General features: G+C 59.6%; 20 protein-coding genes and 1 pseudogene. 10 read left to right on the top strand and 11 right to left on the bottom strand.

The window, feature by feature from the left end; genetic code table 11:
* Position 1 precedes the first annotated feature (1 nt).
* The gene (locus MAMT_RS03580) at positions 2-1306 is read left to right on the top strand and encodes a tetratricopeptide repeat protein (RefSeq protein WP_142659644.1); all 1305 of its coding nucleotides are present in this window, start codon (positions 2-4) and stop codon (positions 1304-1306) included.
* Positions 1307-1353: 47 nt separating this feature from the next.
* On the opposite strand, the gene lpxB is transcribed toward MAMT_RS03580, so the two are convergent.
* The 3 genes from lpxB to MAMT_RS03565 are packed head-to-tail and all read right to left on the bottom strand — an operon-like array spanning position 1354 to position 4393.
* The gene (gene lpxB / locus MAMT_RS03575) at positions 1354-2619 is read right to left on the bottom strand and encodes a lipid-A-disaccharide synthase (protein WP_142659643.1); all 1266 of its coding nucleotides are present in this window, start codon (positions 2617-2619) and stop codon (positions 1354-1356) included.
* Positions 2616-3545, bottom strand: coding sequence for a Gfo/Idh/MocA family protein (locus MAMT_RS03570; RefSeq protein ID WP_142659676.1), 930 nt, complete (start codon positions 3543-3545; stop codon positions 2616-2618). Before MAMT_RS03570 ends, lpxB begins: the two co-directional genes overlap by 4 nt.
* Positions 3545-4393: an LpxI family protein gene (locus MAMT_RS03565; RefSeq protein WP_142659642.1), complete on the bottom strand. Its 849-nt coding sequence runs from the start codon at positions 4391-4393 to the stop codon at positions 3545-3547. The genes MAMT_RS03570 and MAMT_RS03565 overlap by 1 nt, the downstream gene beginning before the upstream one ends.
* Before the next feature lie 179 nt (positions 4394-4572).
* On the opposite strand from MAMT_RS03565, the gene nusA reads away from it, so the two are divergent.
* From nusA to rbfA, 3 genes are all read left to right on the top strand, one after another.
* Positions 4573-5826, top strand: a complete 1254-nt coding sequence (nusA, locus tag MAMT_RS03560) for a transcription termination factor NusA (RefSeq protein WP_142659641.1) — start codon at positions 4573-4575, stop codon at positions 5824-5826.
* Positions 5827-5919: 93 nt separating this feature from the next.
* Positions 5920-7743, top strand: a complete 1824-nt coding sequence (gene infB, locus MAMT_RS03555) for a translation initiation factor IF-2 (protein WP_246186508.1) — start codon at positions 5920-5922, stop codon at positions 7741-7743.
* Positions 7744-7875: 132 nt separating this feature from the next.
* Positions 7876-8253, top strand: coding sequence for a 30S ribosome-binding factor RbfA (gene rbfA / locus MAMT_RS03550; protein WP_142659639.1), 378 nt, complete (start codon positions 7876-7878; stop codon positions 8251-8253).
* Here the strand turns inward: rbfA and MAMT_RS03545 are convergent.
* The 4 genes from MAMT_RS03545 to coaE form a co-directional block, all read right to left on the bottom strand.
* The gene (locus MAMT_RS03545) at positions 8250-9593 is read right to left on the bottom strand and encodes a S1 family peptidase (RefSeq protein WP_142659638.1); all 1344 of its coding nucleotides are present in this window, start codon (positions 9591-9593) and stop codon (positions 8250-8252) included. The two genes, rbfA and MAMT_RS03545, sit on opposite strands and share 4 nt — an antisense overlap.
* Positions 9594-9706: 113 nt before the next feature.
* Positions 9707-10708, bottom strand: coding sequence for a UDP-glucose 4-epimerase GalE (gene galE, locus MAMT_RS03540; protein ID WP_342799820.1), 1002 nt, complete (start codon positions 10706-10708; stop codon positions 9707-9709).
* A gap of 4 nt (positions 10709-10712) precedes the next feature.
* Positions 10713-12203, bottom strand: a complete 1491-nt coding sequence (gene rho / locus MAMT_RS03535; RefSeq protein ID WP_246186507.1) for a transcription termination factor Rho — start codon at positions 12201-12203, stop codon at positions 10713-10715.
* A 115-nt stretch (positions 12204-12318) separates the two neighbouring features.
* Positions 12319-12921 (bottom strand): dephospho-CoA kinase, encoded by a 603-nt coding sequence (gene coaE / locus MAMT_RS03530; RefSeq protein ID WP_246186506.1) that lies wholly within the window; start codon positions 12919-12921, stop codon positions 12319-12321.
* A 155-nt stretch (positions 12922-13076) separates the two neighbouring features.
* Between coaE and hpnC the strand changes: the two genes are divergently transcribed.
* Positions 13077-14012, top strand: coding sequence for a squalene synthase HpnC (gene hpnC, locus MAMT_RS03525; RefSeq protein ID WP_246186505.1), 936 nt, complete (start codon positions 13077-13079; stop codon positions 14010-14012).
* A gap of 11 nt (positions 14013-14023) precedes the next feature.
* Here the strand turns inward: hpnC and MAMT_RS03520 are convergent, their stop codons facing one another.
* Both MAMT_RS03520 and MAMT_RS03515 read right to left on the bottom strand, forming a co-directional pair.
* On the bottom strand, positions 14024-14815 hold the full coding sequence (locus MAMT_RS03520; protein ID WP_142659637.1) for a histidinol-phosphatase HisJ family protein: 792 nt from the start codon (positions 14813-14815) through the stop codon (positions 14024-14026).
* Entirely contained in the window at positions 14812-15399 is a 588-nt protein-coding gene (locus tag MAMT_RS03515; RefSeq protein WP_178086898.1) for a DUF192 domain-containing protein, read from the bottom strand. The genes MAMT_RS03520 and MAMT_RS03515 overlap by 4 nt, the downstream gene beginning before the upstream one ends.
* A 16-nt stretch (positions 15400-15415) precedes the next feature.
* Between MAMT_RS03515 and MAMT_RS03510 the strand changes: the two genes are divergently transcribed.
* On the top strand, positions 15416-15730 hold the full coding sequence (locus tag MAMT_RS03510; protein ID WP_178086897.1) for a hypothetical protein: 315 nt from the start codon (positions 15416-15418) through the stop codon (positions 15728-15730).
* A gap of 39 nt (positions 15731-15769) precedes the next feature.
* Here the strand turns inward: MAMT_RS03510 and MAMT_RS03505 are convergent, their stop codons facing one another.
* Positions 15770-16384 (bottom strand): superoxide dismutase, encoded by a 615-nt coding sequence (locus MAMT_RS03505; RefSeq protein WP_142659634.1) that lies wholly within the window; start codon positions 16382-16384, stop codon positions 15770-15772.
* A gap of 319 nt (positions 16385-16703) precedes the next feature.
* On the opposite strand from MAMT_RS03505, the gene MAMT_RS03500 reads away from it, so the two are divergent.
* The 4 genes from MAMT_RS03500 to nth are packed head-to-tail and all read left to right on the top strand — an operon-like array spanning position 16704 to position 22217.
* Positions 16704-19034 (top strand): FtsK/SpoIIIE family DNA translocase, encoded by a 2331-nt coding sequence (locus MAMT_RS03500; RefSeq protein ID WP_142659633.1) that lies wholly within the window; start codon positions 16704-16706, stop codon positions 19032-19034.
* 14 nt (positions 19035-19048) lie between these two features.
* The gene (locus MAMT_RS03495) at positions 19049-20137 is read left to right on the top strand and encodes a helix-turn-helix domain-containing protein (RefSeq protein ID WP_142659632.1); all 1089 of its coding nucleotides are present in this window, start codon (positions 19049-19051) and stop codon (positions 20135-20137) included.
* Positions 20134-21528, top strand: coding sequence for a 30S ribosomal protein S12 methylthiotransferase RimO (rimO, locus tag MAMT_RS03490; RefSeq protein ID WP_246186504.1), 1395 nt, complete (start codon positions 20134-20136; stop codon positions 21526-21528). The genes MAMT_RS03495 and rimO overlap by 4 nt, the downstream gene beginning before the upstream one ends.
* Positions 21525-22217 carry an endonuclease III gene (gene nth, locus MAMT_RS03485; protein WP_178086896.1) on the top strand — a complete coding sequence of 231 codons (693 nt, stop codon included), beginning with the start codon at positions 21525-21527 and terminating at the stop codon, positions 22215-22217. The genes rimO and nth overlap by 4 nt, the downstream gene beginning before the upstream one ends.
* Positions 22218-22223: 6 nt before the next feature.
* Here the strand turns inward: nth and murQ are convergent.
* Positions 22224-22491: pseudogene (gene murQ, locus MAMT_RS11610) on the bottom strand (N-acetylmuramic acid 6-phosphate etherase); the annotation flags it as partial.

The raw sequence follows: 22491 nt of genomic DNA, 5'->3' as shown, positions 1-22491 counted from the left end.
CGTGTCGGCAACCGCTCCTCTCGATTCCTCATCCCCCGCCTTGCCTTCGCCGGCGACGCGGAGAAAAGTCAACGCGGCTGCTCTCCGGGCTGCCGCCAGACGCCTGCCGCTGCTGCTCGCCGAAACCCGGGGCACTGCTTCCCCTTCTTCCCCTACGGAAGGCGTCGGCGCCGAGGAGCCGCAACTGGAGCCAGCCAGGGACACGATACGTGGAGAGCCTCTGGAGGAACCGGTGCTGGCTCCTCCTCCCCCGCCGCTTTTCCCAAAAGCGACCAGTTCCCCGCAACCAGCACCCGCTCCTCTCAAACGAGTCATCCCGAAAATCTACGCCTGGTCTCTCTGGTTTGCCTCTCTGGTAGTCGTCACCCAAGGATTGGCGCTTTTGTCGGTATTCTGGCTCCGCCACAGGATCAAAGGGGACACGCGCGCTCCCGCCCTGATGCCCCACGCCCAATTCTCGCAGTTGACGCAGGAGCGGCCGCTCCCGGCTCTTCTGAGCCCTCGCCTTCCCGTTTCGTCCGGCCAGTACGATCGTAATCTTCCCTCCCTCGTCCTGGACCCTCGTTCCAGTGGAGGGCGCCTGGCTCCACCGGCTCTCACCAACAGCGAGCGGGTGGCGGCTCTTCTCCAGGAAGCGAAGCGTTTTGCAAACGAAGGAGATCGGACCTTAGCGCGAGCGGCCCTCTCGCAAGCCGAAGGTCTCGACCCACAAAATCCGACCGTCCTGGAACGACAGGGCACATTGGCCGAAGAAGAAAAGGACGTCGCGCGGGCTACAGAGTACTGGAGTCGGATCATTGCGATCGGGCCGGCAGCCGGGACAGCCTACGAAAGAGCCCGCAACCGTCTTGAAGAAGCAGCGCAAGCGGAGGGCACCGATTCGAGTGAAGCTGCCTTCCGTCATCAGGTCAAAACCCCGCTTCAACTGATTGGAGTCGAGCGCCGGAACGGCAACGGCAGCCCGTTTGGTCAGGAGTTACTTTTCCGCTTTCGGATCGCAGCCGACCCTAGGACGAAAATCTCCTTGGGGCAGATCCGCTACCAGTTCTACGCCTACGACCAGATCGATGCGGGCATCATCGTGCCCACCAATGCTCAGGTGACCGTCGGCTTCGAGAATGCCTTCCCTCGCTGGGGAGGCAAGCGTGTCGAGGTTCTCCAGGTTACTTATCGCTTGGATCATCCCGTCCCGCATCAGCGATTCTACGGGTATGTCTTCCGCCTCTTTTACAGCGGCATCCTACAGACTCAGCGGGCCGAGCCGCCCGAGCTACTCCTGCGATTGCCTTCCGCGAAGGAGAAGTGAGCTTCTCCTTGCGATCGCCGCAAGAACATCCTTGTCGGAGATGCCGGCTAGCCGGGACGGCCTTCCGAAGCAAAGCTCCCTGCGGCAGACTCCTCGGGCGAGGAGGCCTCCCGCTCTCGGGAGCGCCCGCCGCCCGTCTCCTTTTCTGCCTCGTTGCTCTCGCTCGTCCGTGTAGCCACCGCCAAGACGCGCGCAGCGGCCCGGGCGCTCGCTCCTGGCTCAGCAAGCGGCCGTAGAGTCTCGCGCATCGCATGGACCATTCGAGAGCACTCGCCAGGGTTCGCCAGAAGATGCAACGCCGCTTCGGCGATCGCGCCCGGAGTCAGCCTTTCCTGGACGAGTTCGGGAATGATTTCCTCATCGGCCAAGAGATTCACCATGCTCAGAAAACGAACCTGAACCACCCGCTTGGCGACGCTGTACGTAATCGGGTTGGCCTTGTAAACGAGAATCTGCGGGGTGCTGACCGCGGCGCATTCCAGGGAAGCCGATCCCGAGCAGAGCAGTGCTAGGCTGCAGCGGGAGAGATGGGAAAGAGGGTAGCCGACTCGCAAGCGAACCGGGCAGCCGGAGCCGCACAGAGCCAACTGCTCGCGGGCGTACGCCTCCCGCCGGGCATCGGGAAGAATCCAGAGAAACTCCAAGTCGTCCCGTTGGCCCTGCATCTCCGCGGCGGCTCCCACAAGCAGCGGCAGATGGCGCTGGATTTCGCTTTCCCGGCTGCCGGGCAAGAGCGCAAGGGTATGCCGGTCCGGAGGGAGCTTCGGCCGCTCGTTGTCCAGGAGCCGATCCCAGAGTGGATGACCCACCCAGGAAACGGGAAGCGAGCTGCCGCGCTGGACGTACCACTCCTTTTCGAAGGGAAAGAGGACAAGTAACTCGTCGACGCTTTCGGTTAAAAGCTCGGCACGCCCGGGCTTCCAAGCCCATACCTGGGGACTGACATAAAAAATCACCTTCAGCCCTGGTAAGCGGCGGTGAAGAACCCGAGCCAGCCGCAGGTTGAATCCCGGATAGTCGATCAAAACCACCGCCTCGGGGCGAGCAGCCTCGATTTCGCGCACGAGTCGATGGAAGAGCTTCCGCAGTTCGGGGTAATGCCGGAGAACCTCTACGAGGCCCACGACGGCGTGCTTGGTGAGATCGACCGTCTGCCTTTGGCCTGCCGCCGCCATCTTCGTCCCACCCGCGCCGCGGAAAACCGCCTCCGGCTCCTGCCGCCGGAGCGCTTCGATTAACAAAGCTCCCAGAGTGTCCCCGCTCGGCTCTCCGGCAACCAGGTAGAATTTTCTCTTCCGACGCGATCGTATCATGGAGTAGCAGCCGCCTCTCCGATCCGATCCGAAATCTGCATGGCCAAGTCGAGAGCCGCAACCCCTTTCCCTCCATCCACGACCGGAGCGAATTGGGATCTCACGCAATCGACGAACGCGGCGATCTGGAGCCGGAGCGGTTCATCCTTTTCGACCGGAATCGCCTCCCGTTCGATTCGCCCATTCTTCTTCCGGTAGATCTCGCCGCACTGGTCTCCATAATTAAGGGAGAGATAGGCGTCGTCCTGAAAGATCCGGATCTTCCGCATCTTTTCCGGACTGATCCGGCTACACGTCAAATTGGCAACGGTCCCACCCGCAAAGCGGATGCGCGCGTTGGCAATATCCTCGGTCGAGCTCAAGACGGCCACTCCGACCGCATCGATGGCGACCACTGGGTTCTGGACCAGATGCAGGATGATCTCCAGATCGTGAATCATGAGATCGAAGACTACGCCAATCTCGGTATTCCTCCCAGGATAGGGACAGAGGCGATGAGCTTCGATGAACCTAGGAGTCCTCAGAAAGGGTTCCATCGCGCGGAAGGCGGGATTGAATCGCTCCACATGGCCCACCTGCAGCAGCAAGCCCTTCTCGCGAGACAGGCAAACCAGCGCCCGCGCTTCCTCGACTTGGTCTGCAATCGGTTTCTCGACGAGCACATGACAACCCGCCTGCAAGCAAGCCGTTGTCACCGCGAAGTGCGTCCCCGTGGGAGTCGCGACCGTCACCGCCACAGAGCGAGCGATGAGTTCCTCCATGGAGGAAAATGGCTCAACTCCATACAGGTCCGCTACTTCACGGCATCGTTGCCTGTCGACATCGAAGACGCCGACGAGCTCGGTTTGCGGAAGCTCCGCGCAAAGACGGGCATGATGTCGGCCGATATGCCCCACGCCAATCACCCCGATCCGAATCCGCTGCATCAAGAAATCCCCCCGTCTTCTTGCTTCATTCCGTAAAGCGAAATCCCCATCTCCCCGGCAAGTTGGACGACCTTCTCCTTTTCCAAGATCAACGTTTTCTGCGCTTCACAAACGATCAGCGCCACCCCGGATTTTCGTGCCACTTCGATCGTCTGCCAACCGATGACCGGAACATCGAATCGGAAATCCTGGTCCGGTTTGCTGACCTTGATCAATACGGCCTTGCCGCGGCCCAAAACCCCGCCGCGCTCTAAGGTCTTGTCGGTTCCCTCGAATGCCTCCACGGCCAGGACCGTGCCTTGCTTCACGACCAGGGACTGCCCGATATCCAGCCGCGAGATTTCCTTTGCCATCCGAAACCCGAATCCGGCATCCTCCTTCTGTCTCGGCCGAAGGGACGGTCCTCCGAAATGTCCCACGGGGGCAAGCTCGTCCTCCAGATAGGTCGTAGCAGGCATCAGGACGACCCCGGAAGCCTTCAGTTCTTCTGCAATGGCTCCGAAGATGGTTGCCGCGTTTCTCACCTTGAGACGGGCCAGCAGTAAAAGAGCTTTCAGATCGGGACGCAAGTCAAACAGGTGAGAGGGTGCCACGGCTCCAGCCATGACGGCGCGAGAAACGCCGCTACGGCGAAAGAAGCGGAGCAGGCCTGCCAGTTGCCCGACGCGCAGCCACTCGGTCCGAGTGCTGAGTTTCTCCACTTCCGGATCCGTCTCCCCCACGAAGGCGACCGTGTTGAGCTGCTCGACTCCGGCGCGACGGGCCGCTCGGGCCAACAAAACGGGGTAGACGCCCCGTCCGGCGATCAACCCTAGCTGGTCCTCATGGATGCTCTCCCCGCCGTCCATTCGACTTCGCTCTCGTTTCCTTCGCTCCGTACCGCTCCGGAGTGGAGCGGAACAATTCAAACCTTGACCGTTGGAGGAAGCGTTCGTAATTTTTTCGGTAAGGCGATTCTGCTACAAAGGAAAGGTGGAAACTTGCAGGGTTTCCACTTTTTTCTTTGGAAGTATCGCCGGAGAGAGTCATGAATCAAGAAGTCTTGGCCATCATCGAATACATGGCGAGGGAGAAGGGGATTCGTAGAGAAACCTTTCTGGAAGCCATGCAGTCGGCTCTCCTCGCCGCGGCCCGCAAGAGTATCGGGCCGGCGCGAGATTTGCGGGTAGAAATCCACCCGAAGACCGGCAAAATCACGGCGAGGGCGAATCTTGAGGTCGTGGAGAAGGTCGTCGATCCCCGAGACCAGGTTTCCCTGAGGCGCGCCAAGGAGATGGACCCCTCGGCCCAGTTGGGGCAGTTGATCGATGTGGAGGTGACCCCAAAGGACTTTGGTCGCATCGCCGCGCAAGTTTTCAAGCAGTCGATCAATCAAACGATCCGTTCGATCGAGCGGGAGATGGTGCTCGCCGAATTCAAGGATCGTGTGGATCACATCGTGATGGGGACCGTGCGCCGTTTCGAGCGCTCGGATGTGATCCTGGATCTCGGTCGCTATGAAGGCGTCATGGCGGCACGTGAGCGAGTACCCGCCGAGGAGTATGTGATCGGGGATCGGATTCGCGCCTATGTGGTTGCGGTGGACAACACCCCGCACGGGCCCCAAATTCTCCTCTCGCGCAGCCATCCCAACTTTGTTCGCAAGCTGCTGGAACTGGAAGTGAGTGAAGTGGCGGATCATACGGTCGAGATCAAGGCTATGGCCAGAGAGCCCGGATTTCGCACAAAAATCGCCGTATGGAGCGCCAACCCGAAGATCGATCCGGTGGGAGCCTGCGTGGGCGTACGCGGTGCACGGGTCAAGAATATCGTGCGGGAGCTCCACATCGAAAAGATCGACCTCTTCCGCTGGTCACCCGATGTTGCCGAGTTGGCCGTCGAAGCCCTCAAGCCGGCTCGGATCAAAAGCGTCGAGTTGGATGAGGCCCGCAAGCGCGTGAAGGTTGTGGTGGACGAAGAGAATTACTCCATCGCCCTGGGACGAAAAGGGAAGAACGCGTGGCTCGCCAGCAAGATCACCGGGTGGGAAATCGATGTCGCCCGGGAGCAATCTGCGGAAGAGAACTTTGCGCAAAAGCTGGCCCGAGCAACCGAGGAGATGGCAACCGCACTCTCTGTGGATCAGTCGACGGCGGAGCAGATCGTACGGGCAGGCTTTTTGAGTCCGGCCGCCGTAGCCGAAAGCGAAGAGACGGATCTGGCCTCGGTTCTTCCCGAAGTTGATTTAGCGACTGTAAAGAAAATGCGTGAAAACGCGCGGCTTTGTGCCAAAGCTTCTTAAGCCCTCGAGTATTTCATGCCGAAAACCAAGCAGACCATTTCTCCTCCGAAACGAAAGGATCCTCCGACGAGCAGTGCGAGCCCGGTAGCTGCCATGGAAGAAACTCTGAAGGAGACTCCCGCCGATTCCGCTGCGGAGGGCAGAAAGACGATCTCCCTTCGAGGACCGATTGCCGTCAAAGATCTGGCCGGCCTATTGGGAATCAAGCCCTTCCAGATGGTCCACCACCTGATGGAGTTGAACATCTTCCCAACGCTGACCCAGCTTTTGGACGAGGATGTCGCCAAAAAGGTTTCCGCTCGCATGGGTTTTGAGATCCAAACGGAGCGCAAGGAACGGCATGGGCCTCCTCCGCCGGCTCCAAAGGTCGTGGAAGAACCGCCGCCGGCGCCGGAGGTGACGCCCGACTTACAGCTTCGCTCACCGGTCGTGGCCTTCCTGGGCCACGTCGACCACGGGAAGACGACTCTTTTGGATGCGATTCGGCATACCCGAGTGGCGGCAGGAGAGGCAGGGGGGATCACCCAGCATATCGGTGCCTACACGATCCATCATGGAGGCAAATCGATCACTTTCATCGATACGCCCGGCCACGAAGCCTTTACCGCGATGAGGGCTCGCGGAGCTTCGATCACCGATATCGTCGTTCTCGTCGTGGCGGCCGATGACGGTGCAATGCCCCAAACGATCGAGGCGATCGATCATGCCCGAGCGGCCAACGTTCCGATCATAGTCGCCATCAACAAGATCGATGCGCCCGGCGCCAATCCGCTCCGGGTTAAAACCCAGCTTCAGGAGCGAGGTCTCGCTCCCGAAGAGTTTGGTGGCGAAACCATCTTCTGCGAGGTGTCGGCCCTGAAAGGGAAAGGAATCGACCATCTTCTGGAGATGATTCTTCTCCAGGCCGAGGTTCTCGAGCTGCGTGCCCTTTTCGACGGCCCCGCGGTCGGACGGGTGATCGAAGCACAAATGGAGACCGGTCGCGGACCGACGGCGAGCATCTTGGTTCAGAAAGGGACCCTGCGTCCCGGCGACGTCGTGCTCTGCGGCCCCTATTGGGGGAGAGTTCGGGCGCTGATCAATGACCTCGGGAAGACGGTTCGTGAAGCAGGACCGTCCACCCCTGTCAAGGTAACGGGCCTAAGCGGCCTTCCTTCTCCGGGAGAAGAGCTCCTCGTAGAAAGCGATGAGCGCAGGGTAAGGCAGATTGCAGAGGAACGACTGGCCTTGTTGAAACGCCCGCGCCAGGAAGTGGGTCCGAAGGTCACGCTGGAGAATCTCTTCGCGGCAATCGCAGAAGGGCAACGCAAGACCTTACACCTAGTCCTCAAGGCCGACACCCAGGGATCGATTGAAGCGCTGGTCGGCCAGCTTGAGAAGATTCCGAGCAAAAAGGTCGAACTTTCGGTGATTCACTCGGCGGCCGGACCCGTCACCGAATCGGATATCCTTCTCGCAAAAGCTTCCGAGGGCATCGTGATTGGCTTCAATGTCAAAACCGATAGTTCGGCGGCTGCCGCCGCCAAGCGCGAGGGGGTCCAGATTAAGCTCTTCAGCGTAATTTACGAGCTGGTCGATCAAGTGCGGGACGCGATGGCAGGACTGCTCGAACCGGAACTCCGCGAAACCGTGCTTGGGACCGCGCTCGTCAAAAAGGTGTTTGAGCTCAACAAGTTTTCCGTTGCGGGTGTCCTGGTGCAATCGGGCCGGATGGTCCGAAAAGCGCAGGCACGGGTCCTCCGTGGCAAGCAGCCGATTTACGACGGGAGCATCCAAACTCTCAAGCGCTTTCAAGATGAAGCCCCGGAGGTTCGCGCGGGGCTGGAGTGCGGCATGCGCCTCGGCAATTTCGATGATTACGAGCCGAACGATATCATTCAGTGTTATCAGTTGGAGCGAGTGCCTCAAAGCCTCTGATGGTTGTGCTTTGCCGCCGAGCGCGGCCCGAGCCCGCTCTTCTGAAGCTCGCTTGCCTCCGCTTCCCCACTCTTTTCCTTCGCCCGCCCTCTGCTTCGTCTCGCTTGGCAAGAACCGTTTGGAGTCGCAACCATGGGTACACATCGAGCCATCAGGGTGTCTCAAGTCATCCGAAAGGAGCTTGCTCAGTTCTTTCAAAGGGAGGTCTTGCTCGAAGGATTGCTCCTCACGATTTCCGCGGTCGAAACGACCCCTGATCTAAAGGAAGCCTTCGTCTTTATCAGCGCATGGGAGTCTCCCATTCCGAGGGATAAGTTGCTCTCCCTGCTCCATCGTCATCGAAGGGAGTGGCAGCATCGCCTAGGAAAGAAGCTCCAATCCAAGTTCACTCCCCAACTCACGTTTCGCTTCGATGATTCCCTGGAACGAGGCGATCGCATCTTACGCATCCTTCAGGAAATCGAGACGCAGCAAGTCCCGCACCAGAACCCGCCGGCCGAAAGCGGTTAATCGGTATGGGACTCAGCCGGTCCCTGAAAAATAAAGCGCGCCTTTTGCCAGAGACCGGGAAGGCCGGTCTCCTCGCGCGCCGCAACCTCCGTCTCGATTCGCGAGTAGATCGCCCATTCGATCCTTTGGCCAATTGCTTCCTGCGAAGCTGCCAATTCCGGCTTCCCGAGCTGTTGATAGACGGACGCAAGTCGAAGGTGAGCGAGGAAATCTTTCGGTCTCTCCTCGATTGCGGTCGAGAGAGCCGAGGCGGCTTCCTCCGCTTTTCCACTCTCCAAGAGAGCTTCGGCAAGTCCTTGATAGACCAATGGAGCCTTGGATTGATTTCGGAGAGCCGACGCAAAATAGACTCGGGCCGAGCGGGTTTCTCTGCGCTGTAACGCCCTCCATCCTTTTGCGGCGAAACCGACGGCACCTCTTCCTCCTCTGGTTCGCCGAGACCAATCCTCAAACGCAAGATCGACAACCCGGCTCTCTTCCATCAGGATGTACGGGCAGAGCGCGCCTCCGAGCCTGCTCGGTCCCTCCAGCGAACGGAACGTCGAGACTCCGATGACCTCCCCCTTCTCATCGAGGACCGGTCCCCCGCTATTACCGGCAAAGGTGGGGACATCCACAACGAAGGAAAGAGATCCGTGGTAAGGGTGCTGACGAAACCCGATCACCTTTCCTGTGGCCGTGGTAGGTCCGATGCCCAGAGGATACCCTTGGATCCGGATCGGTTCCCCCGGAACCGGCCGGCTCTTGCGAAGCTGCAGACTTCCCACCTTTACGCCAGGAGGGAGAGCAATCTGTACCAAGAGCAGATCTCCTGCTTCCGCCAAGATGCGATCGACCCGGAACGGCTCGACGCCGTGAACCAGCACCGAGCAGAAGACCGCCCGCGACAAGAGATGACGATTCGTGATGAGCTGCCCATGCGGATTGACAAAAAAACCGGTTCCAGTCATTCGGACAATGCCGCGATCATGGCCTTGTTGATAGGCGACTACCCGGACGATTGCTTCGTTCGGCGGATCGGCTCGGTCGAGGCGGATGCTCTCCGCCAGACCAGTTATGGGCAGCGACACCAACAGAAAGGCGGCGACCGCCTGAGCCGCCTTGGAGCTGCGCCAGACGTTTCTCGCGGCGTCGTTCTGTTTGCCGCGATCGCGAGTCGGAACCATGGAATCAGTGGGAAGGCCATTGTGCGCTCTCCCTAGCAGAAGGGAGAAGGCGCCATTCCGAACCAAGGGCTTAGCGCACGCCTTCCCCTGGCTCTCCCGGTCTCGACCGACCATTGTCTCCGTGTACCCCCGCATGGCTCCCTCGACAAGGGAAAAAAGGCGAGATCGCAGCATTCATGCTTCCTTCCGGAAGGGCTGCGCCCGCCCCCTTCGGAAGAGCACGAGGCATGGACGCAAAACACCCCTTCTTTGCCTGATCCCCGCGCTCTGCCGCGCCTTTCTCTTTTTTAGAAGTGCTCCGGATAGCCAGCCGGATGGGTCCGGTGCCATTGCCAGGCGCTCTCGATGATTTTCGAAAGCCGGGAATGCGCCGGAGCCCAAGAAAGCTCTTGCCGGATCTTGTGGACATCGGCCACCAAGCGAGGCGGATCGCCCGGGCGCGGAGGGCACAGCTTATGGGGAATGGGACAACCGGTAACCTCGCGCGCCGTTTCGATGACTTGCAGGACGGAATATCCTTCGCCGGTCCCCACATTGTAGAGACTCGGCTGCTCTCTTTGCAGCACGGCCAGATGCGCTGCCGCCAGGTCGCGCACATGCACATAGTCCCGGATTGCCGTGCCATCGGATGTGGCATAGCCATCTCCGCATACTTCCACCGATTTGCGCTGTCCCAAAGCCACCTGCAGGACCCGTGGAATCAGGTGCGGTTCTTCTCTGTGGTCTTCTCCGCGTCGCTCGGATGCTCCCGCGGCGTTGAAGTAGCGCAAGATCAGGGGGACGATCCCATGGATCTCAGCATACCAGCGCAAGATCTTTTCGAAACAGAGCTTGGACTCGCCGTACGGATTGATCGGCCGCGTCTCGCTTCGCTCCTCGATCGGGATTTTCAACGGGAGTCCGTAGACCGCGCAGGTGGAGGAAAATACGATTTTCCGCACCCCGGTCGCCACCATGGCGTCGAGAAGATGAATCCCGTGGGAGACGTTGTTCCGAAAATAGGTCGATGGATCGCGCATCGACTCCGCTACGTATGCATTTGCCGCGAAGTGAATGACCGCATCGGGCTTCTCGTTCTGCATCAAGGCCAGAAGAGGCTCGCGGTCGCGCAAGTCAAGACAGTGAAACGCCGCCCGCTCATCCACGGCGGCGCGATGTCCTTCCGAAAGGTTGTCGACGACTACCGTGGCAATGCCTGAATCCAGGAGGTGCTCGACACAGATGCTCCCTACATATCCCGCCCCTCCGGTCACCAGGATCTTCATGTGGTCGGACTCCGCGGGTCTCACAAAGCTAATCCTTGAGATTCATCGAAATAAGAAACTCGACGTTGCTCTTGGTCTTCCGCAGACGCTCCAGCAGCAACTCCATTGCCTCCACGGGAGGAACGGAGGAGAGTGCCCGGCGCAAAACGTGAATGCGGGCAATCTCGTCGGGGTGGTAGAGCAACTCTTCCTTCCGCGTTCCCGACTTGGCGATGTTGATCGCGGGATAGATTCGCTTGTCAACCAAGGCACGGTCCAGATGGACCTCCATATTGCCGGTTCCCTTGAACTCCTCGAAGATGACATCGTCCATCTTGGACCCGGTGTCGATCAGGGCAGTGGCTAGAATCGTAACGCTCCCACCCTCTTCCAAGTTTCTTGCCGCTGCAAAAAAACGCCGTGGCTTCTGCAGGGCATTGGCGTCGACTCCTCCCGTCAGGATCTTCCCGCTGTGCGGCTGAAGCGTGTTGTAAGCACGGGCCAACCTCGTCAGCGAATCGAGCAGGATGACCACGTCCACCTTAGTCTCCGCCAATCGCTTCGCCCGATCGATCACCATTTCCGCGACCTGCACATGACGTTCCGGGGTTTCATCGAATGTCGAGCTGATCACCTCTCCCCGCACGGAACGCTCCATGTCGGTGACCTCTTCGGGCCGCTCGTCCACGAGCAGGACGATCAAGTGCGCTTGCGGATGATTTTCGCTGACCCCATTGGCGATCTTCTGCATGAGAACCGTCTTTCCCGTTCTCGGCGGTGCGACGATCAGTCCGCGTTGACCGAAGCCGATCGGGGTCACCAAGTCGATCACTCGCAGAGAGGGATCTTTGGACTTCCCTTCGAGAAAAATCCGACGGTTCGGGAAGAGAGGCGTGAGATTGTCGAAAAAAATCCGATTGCGAACCTTTTCCGGCGATTCTCCTTCGACTCGCTCGACTTGCAGAAGAGAAAAGTATCGCTCTTTTTCCTTGGGATGACGAATGGGCCCAGAAACCAGGTTCCCTTTTTTGAGGCCATTGCGCCGAATAAGCGCCGGAGAGACGTAGACATCTTCCGGGCAAGGAAAATAGTTATAGGCGGGAGACCTCAGGAAACCGTAACCCTCGGAGAGCACCTCCAAGACGCCTTCTCCAACAATTGGACCGTTTCGCTGAGCATGCCGGCGCAACGTCTCAAAGATCAACTCGTGCTTGCGCAGCAGGCCGGGATTCTCGATCTGATATTCGGCGGCTCTCTGCTGGAGATCGGAAAAGGAGAGGCGCTGCAGCTCGCTTAAGCCCAGCGGCTGGCCGCTTGGATGAAACCGCGCCCATTCCCCGCTTCCCTCCTTGCGGTTCTGCTGCTCTCCGCCGCGCGGTTCGCCGCTGCGCACCGGGTTATTGCTCCGAGACTGCCGCTGTTCTTCGGGAGGAGCGTCCTGCTCCACGGGACCGGTGCCGACCGATGCGTTCCGATTCAGCCCGCTTTTGGGTTCGCTTTTGGGTTCGCTCTTCTCCTGATCGATGTCATCTGCATTCATTCTTTCTCCACAGAGGTTTCCCTCTTCCCCTCTTCATAAAAAGCCCGCCCACCTCCCTTGGACTCCGATCGGATTCCGCTGCACGTCCTTTTCCTGCGAAAGAAGGCTAACGCATTCAGGACGCCTCACAGGCGAGAGCAAAGTGTGAAAATTGCTGCTCAAGAAGTTCCAACGAACCGTCGTTCCACAGGAGCACGTCGCTGCGCTCCGCTTTCCTCGCCGTCGGCCACTGACTGTCGATCCGTGCCTCCGCTTCCTCCCTTTCCAAACCACGAGCCAGGAGCCGTCGCAGTTGCGTCGCGTAGGAGCAACCTACGCAGAGGACTCTCTCGAACTCTCCTTCCAGGGCTGCTTCATGCAAGAGCGGAACCGAAACAGCGATTTTTCCGTTCGGGTTCCGGACCCTAAAATGGATCACTTCCTTGTGCCACCTTTCGAGGATGGCTGGGTGAGTGAGCTCGTTTAGCGTTTTCCGCGACTGAGAACAACCAAAAACTATCGACCCGAGCTTTTTTCGATCGATACTCTGATCCTCATTTAAGATCCCCCCACCAAACGCGTCAACCAGTTTTTGCCAAGTTTGCTCTCCCGGTGCCGTCAACTCTCGCGCAATCGCATCGCAATCGATCACGAACCAGCCCGCTCGCCGGAGCAGCTCCGAGATCGTCGACTTGCCGGCAGCGATCCCCCCAGTCAGACCAAGGTAGGAAATGGACACAGGAAGATTCGCTCCCGTCTATTCAGTGGAAGGGTGGGCCGGGTTAGCCTGCATCTCTCACAAAGTTCGTAGCCGAGGCGCGGCGTCGATCCCGTTTGCACACGACCCATCCATTCCCAGTTGACAACATCTCTCTTTCGGAAAAGAAGGAGCACGTGACTCTCGATATGGCCTATGCCGCCTGCCGACGCATCGCTCATCATTACGAGAACTTTCCGGTCGGCCTCCTAGTCCGCCACGCTTTGCGGCCTCATATCCACGCGGTCTATGCTTTTGCCCGTTTAGCCGATGATATCGCGGATGAGGGATACGGGAGCCTCGCCACCGAACAGATGCCGCCGGAATGGACTGTTTCGGGCCGACTGGCGAGCCTTCGCCGTTTCGAAGCCGCTGTCCGCGATCCGGCCTCCGAGCCGGAGGATCCGATTTTCGTGGCGCTTCACAACACGATCCAGCAATTCAACCTGCCGATTCAACTCTTCCTGGATCTCCTCAGCGCTTTCGCTCAGGACGTGGAAAAGCAACGCTACGCCTCGTTTGCTGAAATTCTCGACTACTGCCGCCGCAGCGCCAATCCGATCGGACGGCTCGTTCTTTTGATCCACGGAGAGCGAACAAAGGAGCAGCTCGCCGCATCGGACGCCATCTGCACGGCCTTGCAGATCACGAACTTTTGGCAAGATGTCTCCGTCGATCTTCTGAAGGACCGCATCTATCTGCCGCGGGACGAGATGGCGCGCTTCGGAGTGACCGAAGAGAGTCTTTTCGCCGGTTGCGCCAGCCCCGGCTTTCGAGCACTGCTCGCCATGGAGGTGGAGAGAGCCTTTCAACTCTTCGACGAAGGCTACGGATTGATGCAAACGCTTCCCCGGCCTCTCCGCTGGGAAATCGAGCTCACTTGGCACAGCGGGCGGCGCATTCTCGAAAAAATCGTCGACCTCGATTTCGACACCCTTCACCATCGTCCTACCCTCGGCGCTCTCGATGCTCCGACTCTCTTGGCAAAGGCGTTTTTCCGTATTCGGGACGGCTCGCCCCGGTCGCCGGAGGGAGCCGCCCTCGGCCCCTTCCTACACGCCGGCCGCAGCTAGCCTGAATGGTCTCACAAGCGTTCTGCTGCGGCTAGCGGGACGATTTTCCGCTTGTGTCCTTCGAAGAGGGCGACTTCGCCGATCCCCAACCTTTTCAACAATAGGGAGAGCCGCTCATAGTCTTCCCCGATCTGAAAGGGGGAGTGGGCGTCCGAAGCCAAGGTAATCGGGATGCCCATCTCTCGTGCCCGCCGTATGATCTCCTCGTCCGGATAAGCCTCGCCCACCGGCTTTCTCCAGCCCGCTGTGCTGATCTCCAGGGCCAAGTCTCTCTCCCGTGCCAGAAGCAGTACCTCTTCAAAGTAGCCCAGGAAGCCGGCCTTGGGCCGAAATCCGAATATCTTGATCAAATCCAGGTGAGCCAAGCAATCGATCCATCCCCTTTCAACGAGTTTCCGCAAGGCGTCGGCATATTCCCGATAAATCTCCTCGATCGGTCGCCGAGAAAAGCCGACATCCTCTCCGGCACGATCAAACGGCCAATCGCCCAGGAAGTGAACGGAGCCTAGCACGAAATCGAGCTTTTCCCAATTCCGTTGCACCCAAGCGAGCCCGACTTCGCTGTTCTGCGGATCATTGTCGAGTTCGATTCCCATTCGAATCGTCAGATCTTCATTGCGATCACGCCATTCTCGAAAGCTGTCGAAGTCGACTCCCGCGTGATAACGATCGTGGTCGGTGATCGCAAATTCTCGAATCCCTTTCTTGCGGGCAGCATCCGACCAGGGCTCCAGAAGGGCACGGCCATACGGCTGAAGCCGATGGCCCTGAGGATGCATATGATAGTCGCTAAAGATGTTCATGGCTTACTTTTCTGGGCGGCGAGATCCTGCCAGGTGACTCCCTCCGGCTGGATCCCTTCTCCTTCTCGGACGCGATGTCGGGTGAACCAATCCTGATTGACTTCGAGAGCGAAGCAAACCCGCGCGCTCCGGCTTGAGACGATGCGGGTATCCAGCGGCTGAAGATCGTGGATTTCGAGGATAATGCCGTCTCGATCGAGAAAAGCGACCGAAAGCGGAATCGTGGTGTTCGCCATCCAGAATGACGCTACGCCCTCGCGCGGGAGCAAAAAGAGCATTCCCGCATCCTCACCCAGCGCTCGGCGGTACATCAGCCCGCGCGAAAGTTCCTCATGCGTGCGTGCCACCTCGACGGTCAGGCAGCCCGTGCCCACGGACAGACGAAAAGGGGCGGCAGCGTTCTGCGCAGCCGTCGCGCTCGAGAACGGGTGCATCCATCCAAGCTGCGCCAACAGCAGCAGAAAGACAACTCTTCCGCATCTTCCCTTGCACCCGGAACCGGGTAGAGGAAGATTGCTCGCATGCCCGTCCCCCTCCCATCGGCGCAACGGCTCAACCTCGCTTTCCCACGAAACGTCCGGCATTAACCTCCCGCTGCCCATGCCACGCGCTCCCTTCTCTCGACAACTCTGCATTCTTCTGACCGTCGATCGAAGGAATCCCTTGTTTGCGGCATTTCTCAAGACCATGGAAGAACGAAGCAAGCAGGGAGACGATATGTACCTCTACTGCCTTGACGATGGCGTTCGGGAGATCCAGACGCTGCTTCCCCGGGTCGGTCCACGCCTACGGCTCTTCGGATGCGCTTATGCCAGCCTGCGCCGCTCTCTCCCGCGAGTGGCCGACGTCACCTACGGGGGACTTGGCTTGCTTGCGGACTTAATTCTCGGCACCGCTGAATTTATGGCCTTCTAGCCTGCATTTCCTACAAACTTTCGACCGGAGCGGGAGAGCCTAGGCTGCCTTCGTTTCGAAGCGGTGTTCGATTTCTCGCCAATTCACCACGCTCCAGAACGCCTTCAGCCAGTCGCCACGCCGGAACTGGTATTTCAGATAGTAGGCATGTTCCCAGACGTCACATCCGAGAAGGGGATAGTTCCCTTCCATCAGTGGGTTGTCTTGATTCGGCGTAGACGTGATTTCGAGCGCCCCGGCCGGGTTGCGCACCAGCCAGACCCAGCCGCTCCCGAAGCGAGCAAGGCCCGCCGCCTCGAACTTTGCTTGGAATTCAGCGAAGCCTCCGAAACCGGACTTTAACGTCTCGAGGAGCTTTCCGGAAGGTTCGCCACCGGCGCGAGGAGCCATCATCTTCCAGAACATCGAGTGGTTGACGTGGCCACCCCCATTATTGCGCACGGCGGTGCGGATCTTTTCCGGAACGGCCGCCAGATCGCGAATCAACTCTTCCGGGCTCTTCGCCGCCAGATCGGGATAGTCGGCAAGAGCCTTGTTCAGGTTGTTCACGTAAGCCTTGTGATGGCCGTTGTAGTGACAGTCCATCGTCAGCGTATTGATGTATGGCTCCAACGCATCCAAAGAATAGGGAAGCTGAGGTGTTTCGTATGCCATAAGGAGTCCTCCTTTTGCTCTTTGTGTTTTTCCTACCTCTTTTGCCGAACCCGTTCGCCAACCGGCACCGACCGATGCGCCCTCGTACTCGCGGCACTCGGCTTGCCTTTTTGACCGAAGACGCTGCGAACCGGAAGCCGACGGGGTATAAAGTCACTCAAACGTCAACCACTCCGGAAAGGCAAGGACTTTTTCCCACCCTGCTCCAAGCGTTTCCCCGGGCCCGCCGGCGACGACGCGAAGCCATGAGCCGTCCGACCTTGGGGAGCAAACGAATAAACGAGTTGCCCGCATCCCTTCGGGCGCGATAAAGTGCGCCGTGAAGCTCTGGGAGAAAGCCAAGAGTCGCCTCCTGGCAGAGGTCAGCAGCATCTGCTGCTTTGGTCTAGCACTTCTTCTGCTTTTAAGCCTCGTATCCTATCGCCCAAGCGATATTAGCTTCAACCAGTGGCCTCATCAGACCGAGGCCGCCAACGCGATCGGACCGGCGGGGGGCTATACGGCTTTCGCCCTCTACTCCCTCTTCGGGCTCGGAGCCTACCTGATCCCGTTTCTGCTGCTGACCGCAGGGATGGCCTTCAGCCTGCAGGCCCGGGTGGTCTGGAAATGGAAGCTCTTCTGGGCGATTCTCTTCCTAATCGCCGCAGCCGGGTTCTTCAACGTTCAACCCTACATCGGAAACGACTGGCGGTATCGCGTGAACATCGGCAGCAGCGGAGGCTTTGTCGGAGAGCTACTCGATCGCCCCGTGCTTTCTCCTGCCCTCGGCAAAACGGGAAATGAGATCTTTCTGGGTGTCGCCTGCCTTCTCCTGCTGGTGATTCTCTATGAGGCGGAACCCGTTCGCAGCCTCATCCGTCTCGGACACTGGACCCAAGAGCGCTGGGCGTCCTTCCGGGAAGAACGTCTCCGCCGCGAGGGAGTGCGGGGTCACATCGAGCTTGCCGAACGCAAGCTCGCGGAAGAAGAGAGGCTGCTTTCCCGAAAGCTCTCCGGTAAGGAGAATCGGCTCAGCTTGCGGCGAGAAGCGCCCTCCCCTAAGATCATCGACTCGGCCGAGCCGCCTCCACCGCGTGATCCTTCTCCTGCTGTTCTCGAGCCGATCCGGAAGCCCACGGCCGAGCCGTTTATCCGCGCAGCAACCCCGGGCAGATCGACGGACTATTGTCCTCCTCCCCTCCGTCTGCTCCGAGTTGCTCCCCCTCCCCGCAAAGGAGGCCCGGGAGACGCCGACCTCCGAACCACGGGGGATCTTTTGGTAAAAACCCTGGCCAGCTTCGGCATCGAAACCACCCTGGGAACGATCACCAAGGGACCTACGGTGATCCGGTTCGAACTCTATCCGGCAGAAGGGGTCCGCGTCGACCGGATCCTGAGCCTCCAAAGGGATATTGCCCGGGCGACGCGGGCGGAGAAAATTAATATTCTCGCTCCCATCCCAGGGAAGGACAGCGTGGGCATCGAGATTCCGAATCCGAACAAGTCTGCCGTGGTTCTCCGTGACATCCTAGAGCTTCCTGAGTTTCAGCAGACCCGGGCTCGCCTGCCCATCGCCCTCGGGAAAGACGTCTATGGCCAACCGCTGATCGCCGATCTCGCCGAGATGCCCCATCTGCTCATCGCGGGAGCGACCGGCTCCGGGAAATCCGTCTGCGTGAACTCTCTCTTGCTGTCTCTGCTCTATCGCTTCGGTCCGGAAGAGCTTCGCCTCATCCTGGTCGATCCCAAGCAGGTCGAGCTGCAGATCTACAACGGAATTCCCCACTTGATCGTACCCGTCGTCGTCGATCCCAAGAAGGTAATTACCGCCCTCAAGTGGGTGACGACCGAGATGGAGAAGCGGTACAAGCTTTTGGCCTCGGCGGGTGTGCGCAACATCGCCGCCTACAATGCACAGATTCTCAAGAAGCTTTCCGGGCGACCAAGCGCGTCTCCCCCTTCCCAAGAAGATTCCGGCGAGAAAGCTCCGGAGGAAGCCCCCCCAAAGCCGCTTCCGGCGATTGCCGTAGTCGTGGACGAGTTGGCCGACTTAATGCAGGCCGCGTCCGCGGACGTTGAAGTCGCGATTGCGCGTCTTTCCGCCAAGGCGCGCGCAGCCGGGATCCATCTGATTGTCGCGACCCAAACCCCACGGAGAGAAGTGGTCACCGGAGTCATCAAGGCCAACATCCCCAGCCGGATCGCTTTTCAGGTCAGCAGTTCTCTTGACTCCCGGGTAATCCTGGACGAAAATGGTGCCGAAAACCTCTTGGGAAAGGGGGATTTTCTTTATTTGCCTCCAGGGGTGGGTCAAACGGTTCGAGGTCAGGGAGCATACATTACGGAAGAGGAGGTTGCCGAGGTCGTGGACTATGTTCGCGCCCAAGGAGGGCCGGTAATGGAGAACGAACTCCACGATCAGCTTACTGGGGAATCCCCGACCAGCGATCTTTCGGATTCGGATCGTGAACTCGTTCAAAAGTGCTTGGAAATCCTCTGGCAAGAGAGACGCGCCAGCACTTCGCTCCTGCAGCGGCGCCTGCGGCTCGGGTACAATCGAGCTGCCTGGGTGATGGATCTACTCCAAGATCGAGGCTTAGTCGGGCCGGAAAACGGCGCCAAGCCCCGGGAAATTCTCGCTGATCTTGACGGTCCGGTCCCGACTGCATAAAGGCATGTTCTGCCATGGCAATCGACAACATTAAGAGACTGCCCCCCGGGAAGAGCATCGGCCATCAGCTGCACGATGCGCGCGAAGCATTGGGATGGACCATTCATACGGCCTCCAAAGCGACCAAGATCTTGCCCGAGCAGATTGCCGCCTTGGAGCAGGATGATTATGCTAGCTTCGCCGCGCCAGCCTACGTTCGCAACTTCCTCCGTACCTATTCTCGAGTTCTCCACCTGGACGAAAAGGTACTGCTCGATCAATTGGATCAGGCGTTTTGGCCGATGCGTCGAGGGCCGTACCCGACCGTGGAAAAGCCGCTTCTCCTGAAAGGCCGAGCCCAGACCGCTACGCGGCGTTGGTTCACTCCGCAACTCTTCGCATTCCTCGTGGCTGCCGGGCTCTTCGCCCTCATGTGCGCGGTGGGCGCCTACCGCGTCTACCAAGTAGCCTCCTATCGCCGCCCCCTGCCGTCCGAGCCAAAGGAGATCACCGGCCTGGAGCTCTCCCCCGAAGGTCGGGCCGCCCGGAAGCCGGTCGAACCGGAAATCCGCAAGAGGGCACCGCTTCCCCCGCCGCCGCAATTCGTTGAGGTTCGCAAGGCCCTTCCTGTGAACTCCTCGCCCTCGGAGCCGCCGGCGTCCGCCAGCGCTCCCCCCGTAAGAATCGCCCGGGCGATTCCCGTCCATCCCATCGAAGAACCGAGTGCTCCGCAGAGTACTCTACAGAATGAATCACCTTCGGCCTCGGCTCCGCCCGCTTCGGCGGAGGAAGCGGATACGACCGAGGAGCAAGGAGGGCAAGAGGAAACCTCGGGTGACACGGCTTCCCCTTCGGCCGATTTCGCCTCCCCGACAAAGGCCTACCATCTGGTCCTCCAAGCTAAGAAGGAGTCGTGGATTCACGTCAACGTGATCGAAGACGGCCACAGCCGTCAGGTGTTTGCGGGCCTCTTGCACGCCGGAGAGCGCAAGGAGTTTGTCGGCCCCAAGTTCCAGATCAAGATGGCCAACAGTTCCGTCGTCGATATCGTCCTCGACGGACAGACGGTCTCGATGGCCTCCGCCGCCTCGCCTTCGCAAGAACTTACCCTTCCGACCCCATGACCCCCTTATCGCTTGAGGGGAAGACCGTCGGGATGATCCCGCTCGGGTGTGCAAAAAACCTGATCGACGCCGAGATCATGCTCGGTCGGCTGGCGGAGGCGGGTGCCGTCGTCTCTTTCGAGCCTGCGTCGTCGGACGTTCTCATCATTAACACTTGCGGATTCATTGATCCGGCAAAAGAAGAGGCGATCCGTACGGTCCTCTCCTCTCACCCGGAGCGCGAGCGCTCGGGCAGAAGCCCATCTCAGAAGATCGTGGTGACCGGATGCCTTGCCCAACGGTATCGCGAAGATCTGCCCTCTCTTCTCCCGGAGGTGGATCTCTTTCTTGGCTTGGACGAAGTCGACAAAATCGCCGAGCATGTCGCTCGCCTGCTCCCCATCCGCAACGAGGGCTTCCGCCGGGATGCGATCTCCTCCGACTCCCGCTTTCTTCCCGATTTCTCCTCTCCACGCTTCCCGCTAACCCCCAGCCACTTGGCCTACGTCAAGATTGCTGAAGGATGCAATCATCCGTGTACCTTCTGCATCATCCCTCGGATCCGCGGCCGATTCCGGAGCCGATCGATCGCTTCCCTCGTCCATGAGGTGGAAGAGACGATTGCCCGCGGCGTCCGGGAGGTCATTCTCATCTCCCAAGATTCCACCTATTTCGGCAGGGATCGCATGAGAAGCGAAACGGCGCCGGATGGTTCCACGCGAGGAGAAACGCTCGCCGATCTCCTTTGCGCTCTCGATCAGATCCCGGGAGACTTCTGGATCCGGGTCCTGTATACCCACCCTGCGCACTGGAACGATCGGCTTATCCAGACTTTTGCCGCATCTCAAAAGGTGGTGCGCTACGTCGACGTTCCGTTTCAGCATGTCTCCGATCCGGTTCTTCAACGGATGCAACGCGGCACCTCGGAAGCGCAATTGCGCGAGCTGCTCGCCTCTCTACGCCGGGAGATTCCGGGAGTAGCGATCCGAACGACTTTCCTGGTCGGCTTTCCCGGGGAGAGCGAAGACGACTTTCAGAGACTGCTCGACTTCGTCGGCGAGGCACGCTTCGAGCGGCTCGGTGTCTTTTCCTATTCCCAGGAAGAGGGAACCCGCTCCGCCCGGCTCGAAGGACAGATTTCCGCTACGGAGAAGAAGCGACGTTGGGAAAAGCTCATGGCTCGGCAAAAGGAGATCGTCCGAAGCCGGGCTGCCGACGCCATCGGGAGAACGATCCGGGTGCTGGTCGATTCTCCCGGCCTCGCCCGTTCCGCCTCCGATGCGCCGGATGTCGACGGAAGGGTCTTTGTCTCCCCGAAGCTGGCCCCGGGAACATTCGCCGATGTGGTGATCCAAGGAGCCTCCGATTACGATCTAATCGCCAGGGAGACCGATTGTGTCCGTTGCTCGTGAAGCCTTTCCGGCCCCCTCCCTCCGACCTGCTGCCGAAGGAGCGTAGGAGAGCGGCCGCCCTCTGCCGCCAACTTGCCACTACCTATCCGGATAGCCGGCCGGCGCTCCATTACCGGAACCCTTTGGAGCTTCTGATCGCTACGATTCTTTCTGCCCGCTGCACCGACCGGCAGGTGAATCTGGTTACGGCCGGGCTTTTCTCCCGGTACCCGAACGCCGCCAGCTATGCCTCTGCCCCCATCGAAGATCTCGAGCATGCCCTGCGGCGCCTCGGATTTTTTCGAACTAAGGCGCGCCATATCCGGATGGCCGCAAAGATCCTGAAGGAGCGCTGGGATGGGCAGGTGCCGCAGAGGATGGAGGAATTGATCGAACTGCCCGGAGTGGGACGCAAGACGGCCAATGTAGTGTTAGGCAATGGATTCGGCTTGCCCGTCGGCATTGTGGTCGACACCCACGTTGCGCGCGTCTCCTACCGGCTCGGCCTCACCGATCAGAAGCTTCCGGAACGGATCGAGGCGGACCTGATGGAGCGGATTCCCCGAAGGGAATGGATCGCGTTCAGCAACCGCCTGATCTTCCATGGGCGAGCGCGTTGCCGCTCCCGCAAGCCGGACTGCCTCCACTGCGAGCTCCGCTCCCTCTGTCCCCGGCAGGGACTGCCGCCCATGCCCTCGCTCCAGCGTTAAAGCAAGCTAATCTTTCGCCGGAGGCAATTGCTTCGGCAGGTCGATGGCGGCTACCACCCGCCATTGCGCTCGCTCCAAGCGGTCCAGAGCTTCCCCCTCACCGCAGGGAACCAGTTCCATGACGAGACGAAGGGCGCGATAGCGAAGCTTTTCGCTATTCGGCTGCACGTTGACCATCAGGTTGTCCCGAACCCGGTTGGTCCGAATCATTGCGATGGTCGACAGTGCGTTCAATACCAGCTTCGTGGCCGTTCCCGCTTTGAGGCGGGTCGAG

Origin of the sequence: Methylacidimicrobium tartarophylax (assembly GCF_902143375.2) — a bacterium.
GTDB lineage: Bacteria > Verrucomicrobiota > Verrucomicrobiia > Methylacidiphilales > Methylacidiphilaceae > Methylacidimicrobium > Methylacidimicrobium tartarophylax.
Note: the sequence above shows the minus strand (reverse complement) of the source record. Positions and strands in the feature narration are given on the sequence as shown.